Source organism: Roseomonas rosulenta (assembly GCF_016106005.1).
Classification (GTDB): Bacteria; Pseudomonadota; Alphaproteobacteria; order Acetobacterales; family Acetobacteraceae; genus Neoroseomonas; species Neoroseomonas rosulenta.
This window is the reverse complement of record NZ_JACADR010000216.1, coordinates 1-7,789: the sequence shown is the minus strand read 5'-3', so window position 1 is coordinate 7,789 and position 7,789 is coordinate 1. Positions and strand designations below refer to the sequence as shown.

The following is a 7,789-nucleotide window of genomic DNA, read 5'->3' as shown; positions in this document are numbered from 1 at the left end:
CGCGCGACCGCCAGACCCATCCCCGCGTCGAAGCGGCGCGCGGGCGCGGGCGCGGTGCCGAAGGCGCCACCCGGCGGGGGCTCGAAGGTCGGCGGGGCCGGCGGGGGCGCCGGCGCGGGGGGGAAGCCGTCCATCCTGTCCTCGGCCGCCGGCCGGCGGATCGGCCGGCGACCCCCTTCATATAGACTGTCCGGCGCGCGGTTCACACCACATCTCGATGGCGCTGCCCCATGGACAGCGCATGGCCCGCCCGCGCAGGCTGGCACCGCCGCAGCGGCGCCGAGGCCCCCGATGAACACCCCACCGCCCCCCCATGCGCGATCGCGCGCCGAGGACGAGGCCGCCCGACCATGACGCAGGCGCGGGCACTTCTGCTGGGCGAACGCCTCGACCATCGCGGCCTGCCGCGGGAGGGCGCGCCGCTCGCCGACCCCGTGCCGCTCGCCACACCCGAGGGCTTCACCGCCTTCGCCTTCCGCTGGGGCGCGGTGGTGTTCTTCGGCGCCACCGCTGCGCAGGAAACCGCGGTGGTCGAGATGCTGACGCCGCGCCTGACCGCCCCCCTGCCCACGCCGATCGAGGAGAAGGCGACGATCGCCGAGGGCGCCGAGCAGGACGGCATCGACGCCGACGGCGTGATCCGCCTGCGCGACCTCTCGGTGCCCCGCCTCGCGGTCGTGGCGGATGCGCTGGCGAAGTCCGCGGCGCTGGCGCATCAGGAGGCGCTGCTGGCCTCGGCGCTCGACCGGCTGGAGCCGGTGGTGACGGCACTGCGCACCGAGGGGCGGCTCGCCGCCTCCTCGCGCGCGCTGCACCGGCAGATCGGGCACGCGCTCGCCGCGCGCAGCCGCACCACCGCGCGCGTCGAGGCGGAGGACAAGCCGGAGATCCTGTGGGACCACCCCGCGCTCGAGCGCCTGCACCAGCGCCTGGCAGACGAGTACGAGCTGAAGGAACGCTCCGCCGCGCTCGACCGGAAGCTCTCGCTGATCGGCGACACCACCGAGGGCGTGCTGTCGCTGCTGCATGGCCGCCGCGCGCTCGGCCTCGAGGTCGCGGTGGTGGTGCTGGTGGGGATCGAGGTGGTCTTCACCCTGTGGGAATACGTGGCGAAGCCGCTGCTGCGCTGACGGGCCGAGAGCCGTTTCCGTTCGCGTCGACTCACGGCAACCTCTCCCGGGCTTCGTTGTTTCGAGCATCTTCACCCGATCGGGAGCTGCTCTATGGCACCAGCACCAGCGCCCCCGCGACCTGCCCCGCGCGCAGCCGCGCCAGGGCCGCGGGCGCCTCGGTGAGCGGCAGCGCCTCGGCCGAGACGCGCACCGGCACCCGCGGGGCCAGCGCCAGGAATTCCTCGCCGTCGCGCCGCGTGAGGTTGGCGACCGAGCGCAGTACGCGTTCCTGCCACAGGATGGCGTAGGGGAAGGCCGGAATGTCGGACATGTGGATGCCCGCGCAGACGACGGTGCCGCCCCGCTCCACCGCGCGCAGCGCCGCCGGCACCAGTGCGCCCACCGGCGCGAAGAGGATGGCGGCGTCGAGCGGCACCGGCGCCGGCGCATCCGACGGCCCCGCCCAGGCGCAGCCGAGCGCGCGGGCGAAGTCCTGCGCTGCGGTGTCGCCGGGGCTGGTGAAGGCGAAGACCTCCCGCCCCTCCCACAGCGCCACCTGGGCGACGATGTGCGCCGCGGCGCCGAAGCCGTAGAGGCCGAGCCGCCTGGCCTCGCCCGCCATGCGCAGCGCGCGGTGGCCGATCAGCCCGGCGCAGAGCAGCGGCGCGGCCTCGATGTCGGCATAGGCATCGGGCAGGGCGAAGCAGAAGCGCTCGTCGGCCACCGCGAACTCGGCATAGCCGCCATCGATCTGGTAGCCGGTATAGCGTGCCGCGTCGCAGAGGTTCTCCTGCCCGCGCGTGCAGAAGCGGCACTCTCCGCACGCGAAGCCGAGCCAGGGCACGCCGACGCGCGCGCCGATGGCGTAGCGATCGGCCCCCTCCCCGCGCGTGACGACGCGCCCGACGATCTCGTGGCCCGGTATGACGCCCGGCTTCGGGTCCGGCAGGTCGCCATCCACCACATGCAGGTCGGTGCGGCAGATGGCGCAGGCGGCGACGCGCAGCAGCACCTGGCCCGGGCCCGGCGTCGGCACCGCGCGGCTTTCCAGCCGGACAGAGCGCGCCGCGGCATCGAGGGCCATGGCGCGCATGGCGCGCTACCCGGCCATGGCCGGCCGCCGCGTCCGCCAGGTGGTCGCCTGCTCGTAGGCATGGCCGGCGCGCAGCACCGTCGCGTCCTCGAAGGGCCGGCCAATGAGTTGCGCGCCCACCGGCAGCCCGCCCTCCCCGAAGCCCGTGCAGACCGTCAGCGCCGGCTGGCCCGTCAGGTTGAAGGGGATGGTGAAGTTCGCGACCTCGAAGGACGTCCACTTGCCCGGCGCGGTGATGGGCGGCGCCTCGCTCGGCTGGGCGACAGTGAGCAGCAGGTCGCAGCCTTCCATCACCTTCGCCACCGCGTCGCACAATTCGCGCCGGCGGCGCTGCGCCTGGAGGTAGTCGGCGGCGGTGATGGTGGCGGCGAGTGCGAGGCGCTCGCGCAGGAATTCGCCGTAGTCGCGGTACTTCGTGCGCAGCCAGGGCTCGTGCACGGCGAAGGCGTCCGCAGCGAGGATCAGCCAGCCCGCCGCGTTGAAATCCTGCAGCGGCGGCAGCGTGACCTCAACCACCGTGGCGCCCAGCCCCTCGAGGGTCTGCGCCAGATGCGCGATGCCCGCGGCCACGCCCGGGCTGACCGGCCAGTCGGATTCGTGGAAATGGCGGATCACGCCGATGCGCAGGCCGCGCACGCCGCCATTCAGCCCCGAGAGCAGGTCGGGCCTGGGCCGGTTGGCGCTTGAGGGGTCGGCCGGGTCGTGCCCGGTCAGCGCGTCGAGCAGGATCGCGCAATCCTCCACCGTCCAGGCCAGCGGGCCGACCGTGTCGAGGCTGTGCGAGAGCGGCAGCACGCCGGAGCGCGAGCACAGCCCGTAGGTCGGCTTGATGCCCGCCGTGCCGCACAGCGCCGCCGGCCCGCGGATCGACCCGCCGGTATCCGACCCCGTCCCGCCCAGGATCACGCCGGCCGCCACCGCGGCCCCGGTGCCCGAGGAGGAGCCCGCGGTGAAGCGCGTCGTGTCCCACGGGTTGCGCGCCGGCGGCCAGGGCAGGTCGAAACTCGGCCCGCCCCAGGCGAATTCGTGGGTGGCGAGCTTGCCCAGCATCACCGCGCCAGCCTCGGCCCAGGCGCGCACCGCGGCGGAATCCGCCTTCGGGACGTAGTCCTGCAGCACGCGCGAATGCGCCGTGGTGGGGATGCCGGCGGTCTCGTAGATGTCCTTGTGCGCGATGGGGATGCCATCGAGCGGGCCGCGCAGCGTGCCCGCCATCTGCCGCGCCTCGGCGGCCTTGGCCTGCTCCAGCGCCAGTTCGGGCGTGAAGCGGATGAAGGCGTGGATCTCGGGGTTCAGCGCCTGCGCCTTCGCCAGCCGGTCCTTCATGAACTCGACCGGCGAGATCTCCTTGGCCGCGATGCGCCGCGCGGCCTCGGCGATGGTCGGGATCATGGCGTGACGGCCTTGGGGGCGAAGGTCACGGCCATCTCGGCGCCGGCTTCGCGCGGGGTGCGGACCCGTTGTGCAAAGGCCAGGATATGGCCGGAGACGGCGCGTATGCCTTCCTTTTCAGCCTCAGTCAGCGGGATGCCATGGCGCGCGATCAGCGCGTCGAATTGCGGCTTGTCCATCGGGAGGGGCATGACGGCGGGCTCCTGCGGCGAGGCCCCGATGCTGCGCGCCTCAGCGCGCAGGTCAATCCCGCCGGTCAGGCCTTCGGGGCGCCCCGGGACAGCGCCTGCGCGACGCGCGTGCAGGCCGTGCGCAAACGGTCCTCGCTCTGCGCGAAGCACAGGCGCAGATGCCCCTCCCCGCCCGTGCCGAAGGCGGCACCGGGAGCCAGGCCCACCCCCGCCGACTGCAGCAGGTCCTTCGCCAGCGCCAGGCTGTCGGTGCAGCCTTCCACGCGCAGGAACAGGTACATCGCGCCATCCGGCCGCGGCGCGGTCACGCCGGGCACCGCCGAGAGGATGCCCTGCGCCAGGTCGCGGCAGGCCCGGTAGCGCGCCTGGGTCTCCGCCACGAAGCCGTCGCCCTGGTCGAGTGCGACCACCCCCGCGTGCTGCACGAAGGTGGGGGCGGAGGACATGTTGAACTCGTTGAGCTTGGCGATCGCGTCCATCAGCGCCGGCGGGGCGACGATCCAGCCCAGTCGCCAGCCGGTCATCGACCAGGACTTGCTGAAGGAATTGACCGAGACCACGCGGTCGTCGTCGGTCGCGATGGACAGGAAGGACGGCGCCGCATCGCCGGCGAAATACAGGCGCTCGTAGACGTCGTCGGCCAGGATCCAGGTGCCCGTGCGCCGGCAATGGTCGAGGATGACGCGCTGTTCCTCGGCGCTCAGCGTCCAGCCGGTCGGGTTGCCCGGGCTGTTCAGGAAGACCATGCGCGTGGCCGGGGTGATGGCGGCCAGCAGTTCGTCGAGGTCGGCGCGCCAGACGCCATTGGCGATGCGCAGCGGCAGCGGCGCCACCTGCGCGCCCAGCACGCGCGCGATGCCGTCCATGTTCGGCCAGGCCGGCATCGGGATGACCACCCGGTCGCCGGGGTCGAGCAACGCCTGCGCCACCAGCATCAGCGCATTGACGCCCGAGGCGGTGACCGCGACGCGCTCCGGCCCCACCGGGCGGCCATGGCGCGTGAGGTAGCGCGCCACCGCCTCGCGCAGCGGCGCGATGCCGGCGTTCGGCGCGTAGAAGGTCTCCCCGGAATCGAGCGCGGCCTTGGCGGCGTCGCGGATGAAGGCGGGCGTGACGGTGTCGGGTTCGCCAAAGAACAGCCGGATGAGGCCGGGGATGTCGCGCCCGGCCATCGAGACCTCGCGGATCAGGGACCCCTCGATGGCGTCGAGGGCGGGGCGCGGCGTGGGGGCAAGATGTGTCATGGGCGGGGGTCTAACCGCTCCGGCGCGGGGTGGGAAAGCGTCGCTGGACAGGCCGCCCCGGGGGCGGGCATGGACAGCGCCATGGCCACACCCATCACCTTCGCCGCCCCCCATGGCTTCCTCGGCGCGCGGCCGGACGACCGGACGGCCGCCGTCTGCGTCGCCGGCATCCCGCTCGACATCGGCACCACCAACCGCGCGGGCACGCGCGACGGGCCGCGCGCCATCCGCGCGGCCGCGCGCATGCTCACCGACGGGCGGCATCCGGTGACCGGCGTGGATCCCGCCGGGCTCGACCTGTCCGACCTCGGCGAGTTCGAGATCGCGCTGGGCGACATCCCCGCCAGCCTGGCGCGCATCGAGGAACAGGCAAGCGGGCTGAACCACCTGCTCGCCTTCGGCGGCGAGCATGGCGTGACGCTGGCGCTGCTGCGCGCGCTGGTGAAGCGGATCGGCGCGCCGGTGGGCCTGGTGCATATCGACGCCCACCTCGATACGTCCGAGGACAATTTCGGCCAGCGCTTCGCCCATGGCTCGGTGTTCTGGCACGCCATCACGGAAGGGCTGGTGGCGCCCACGCGCATGATCCAGGTCGGCATCCGCGCCCCCGCCTGGCCCGAGATGTACGACTGGACCCGCGGCCAGGGCGTGACGATCCTCTCCGCCCAGGATGTGCACGAGAGCACGCCGGCGGCGATCGCCGCGCAGGTGCTGGCGGTGGTCGGCGACGGCCCGGCCTACCTGTCCTTCGACATCGACGGGCTCGATCCCGCCTTCGCGCCGGGCACCGGGACGCCGGAGATCGGCGGCCTCGCCACCTGGCAGACGCAGGGCATCCTGCGGCGGCTGGGCGGGCTCGACTTCCGCGGCGCGGATGTGGTCGAGGTCGCGCCCGCCTACGACGTCGGCGAGATCACGGCGCTGGCGGCGGCGACCATCGGCTGGGAATACCTCGCCCTGCTCGCCGCGCGTGGCTGAACCTCACGGGCCGTTCGGGACTGCGCCGGATGGCGCATGGCGCGGCCCGGCCCCGCTGCCCCTCCCGGCCACCGATCCAGGATGGCGTCGTCGGGTGGCAGGGCCGGCGCCGGCATTGCGGACGGCCCTCTCAGCGGCAGACCACCGCGACCTGCTCCGGGCCACTGACCACGCGGCCATGGCGCATGCCGCGGCTGTCCTCGCGGAAGGAGGAGACCTCGCAGCGCCGCGCCGCCGCGGGCACCGGGGCCATGATGCCCGATTCCAGCCCCTCGTAGCGGCAGACCAGGCGATAGGGCTGCGCATTGCCGCCAAGGTCCCACCATTCGCGCCGCGTGCGCGGGTCGGCCTCCGGGCGCAGTTGCACGCGATCGGCCGGGTCGCCCTCGAACAGGTCGGCGCCACGCAGCCAGTGGCGCTGACGTTCGGGGCGGACCTCCCAGCCCAGCGGGGTGCGGATGCGATCCGCCGGTTCCACCTCGACCGAGGACGGGCAGGCCAGCAGCGGCGGAGCCTGCGGCGGCGCAGGCCGCGCGGGCGGACGCTGCGCGGGCTGCGCCGCAGCCGCGGCGGGCAGCAGCAGGGCCAGGGCGAGGATGGCATGTCGCATCGTCGTATCCTCCAGCGGGGCGCTTCGTGCTTCTGCGCCGGTGAGGCGCATCCTACAGGCTCGCCGATGCGGCGTATCGCCCATGCGCGCGTGCAGCGCCTGGTTCACGCGCGGCGGACGCCATGGCGGCACGGTATCGCCCCGCCGCGAGGGCCATGGAACCCCGCGGGGCTGCCCGGCGCGACGGCGCCATCGGAATGCCATCGCCACCGCGTGGGGTCTCCCGCCAGTCGGCACGGAAACGAGGACACGGCGTGAGGGCGATCATCCTGCTTGCTGCGATTCTGCTGGCACTGCCCGCACGGGCCGCCGACCCTGCGCTGCAGCAGGCGATGCTGGCCGAGGTCAATGCCATCCGCGCCCGTGCCGGCCGCGCGCCGCTCACACTCGATCCGCGGCTGTCGCGCGCCGCGCTCGACCACTCGTTCGACATGCTGCGGCGCAACCAGTTGGGCCATGCCGGCAGCGACGGGTCCGACCCCGGGCGACGCATCACCCGCGCGGGCTTCGCCTGGCGCTCCTATCGGGAGAATGTCGGCGCCGGCTACCAGGACCTGCGCCAGGCCATGGCGGGGTGGATGAACAGCCCGGGACATCGCGACAACATCCTCGCCGCCGATGTCACGCAGGTCGGGCTCGGCTTCGCCGCCGGGCCGGGACTGATGCCGGGCAACATTCCGCGCCTGTTCTGGACGATGGTGCTGGCCGCGCCGCGCTGATCAGGCGAGGCCGCGCTGCAGGATGGCGGCCGCGACGCGCCCGGTCTCGTCCAGCGCCTCGCGCGCGAAGGGGGCGGGCGCATCCGCCAGCAGCCGCGCCTGGCCGGCGGCGACCAGGCTGTCGTGCAGGCGGCGGTGGCGCGGGCCGAGGCCGCCAGGGTCGGCGATGAAGACCGGCGCGGCGGTGGCCAGCGCCTCCGACAGCATCGAGACGGAATCGCCCGTCACCACCACCGCATCCGCCCAGGCGAGCATGCCGGCATAGGGGTTGGGGCCGCCATCGCCCCAGCGATGCAGGCGATGCGGCACCGCCGCCAGCGCGCCGGCCAGCGCCTGTTCGGCCGCCGCCCCGGTGCGGCGCGAACCGGTGGCCATGACGCTGCCCGCGAAGCCCGCGACGCGTTCGCCGATCGCGGCCGCGGTGCCGGGCGCCATGCCCTCGGCGCGCGG

The 7,789-nt window shown here is 74.1% G+C and carries 9 protein-coding genes; 3 read left to right on the top strand and 6 right to left on the bottom strand.

Annotation, left to right across the window (positions count from 1 at the left end):
- Positions 1–350: 350 nt before the first annotated feature.
- Entirely contained in the window at positions 351–1,130 is a 780-nt protein-coding gene (locus tag HW578_RS19870; RefSeq protein WP_198372453.1) for an RMD1 family protein, read from the top strand.
- A gap of 91 nt (positions 1,131–1,221) precedes the next feature.
- Here the strand turns inward: HW578_RS19870 and HW578_RS19865 are convergent, their stop codons facing one another.
- From HW578_RS19865 to HW578_RS19850, 4 genes are all read right to left on the bottom strand, one after another.
- Positions 1,222–2,205, bottom strand: a complete 984-nt coding sequence (locus tag HW578_RS19865) for a zinc-dependent alcohol dehydrogenase family protein (RefSeq protein ID WP_369407937.1) — start codon at positions 2,203–2,205, stop codon at positions 1,222–1,224.
- A 6-nt stretch (positions 2,206–2,211) separates the two neighbouring features.
- On the bottom strand, positions 2,212–3,597 hold the full coding sequence (locus HW578_RS19860; RefSeq protein ID WP_198372452.1) for an amidase: 1,386 nt from the start codon (positions 3,595–3,597) through the stop codon (positions 2,212–2,214).
- Positions 3,594–3,776, bottom strand: a complete 183-nt coding sequence (locus tag HW578_RS19855) for a hypothetical protein (RefSeq protein WP_198372451.1) — start codon at positions 3,774–3,776, stop codon at positions 3,594–3,596. Before HW578_RS19855 ends, HW578_RS19860 begins: the two co-directional genes overlap by 4 nt.
- Positions 3,777–3,853: 77 nt before the next feature.
- On the bottom strand, positions 3,854–5,032 hold the full coding sequence (locus tag HW578_RS19850) for a pyridoxal phosphate-dependent aminotransferase (protein ID WP_198372450.1): 1,179 nt from the start codon (positions 5,030–5,032) through the stop codon (positions 3,854–3,856).
- A gap of 81 nt (positions 5,033–5,113) precedes the next feature.
- On the opposite strand from HW578_RS19850, the gene speB reads away from it, so the two are divergent.
- Positions 5,114–6,010: an agmatinase gene (gene speB / locus HW578_RS19845; protein WP_232479139.1), complete on the top strand. Its 897-nt coding sequence runs from the start codon at positions 5,114–5,116 to the stop codon at positions 6,008–6,010.
- A 130-nt stretch (positions 6,011–6,140) separates the two neighbouring features.
- Here the strand turns inward: speB and HW578_RS19840 are convergent, their stop codons facing one another.
- A complete protein-coding gene (locus tag HW578_RS19840) occupies positions 6,141–6,620 on the bottom strand; it encodes an STY0301 family protein (protein WP_198372448.1) in 480 nt (159 codons plus the stop codon).
- 254 nt (positions 6,621–6,874) lie between these two features.
- Between HW578_RS19840 and HW578_RS19835 the strand changes: the two genes are divergently transcribed.
- Positions 6,875–7,339 (top strand): CAP domain-containing protein, encoded by a 465-nt coding sequence (locus tag HW578_RS19835; protein ID WP_198372447.1) that lies wholly within the window; start codon positions 6,875–6,877, stop codon positions 7,337–7,339.
- Here HW578_RS19835 and HW578_RS19830 read toward each other — a convergent pair.
- Positions 7,340–7,789: ELM1/GtrOC1 family putative glycosyltransferase (locus tag HW578_RS19830; protein WP_198372446.1), on the bottom strand; the 450-nt coding region annotated here is incomplete at its 5' end. It abuts the gene before it with no gap.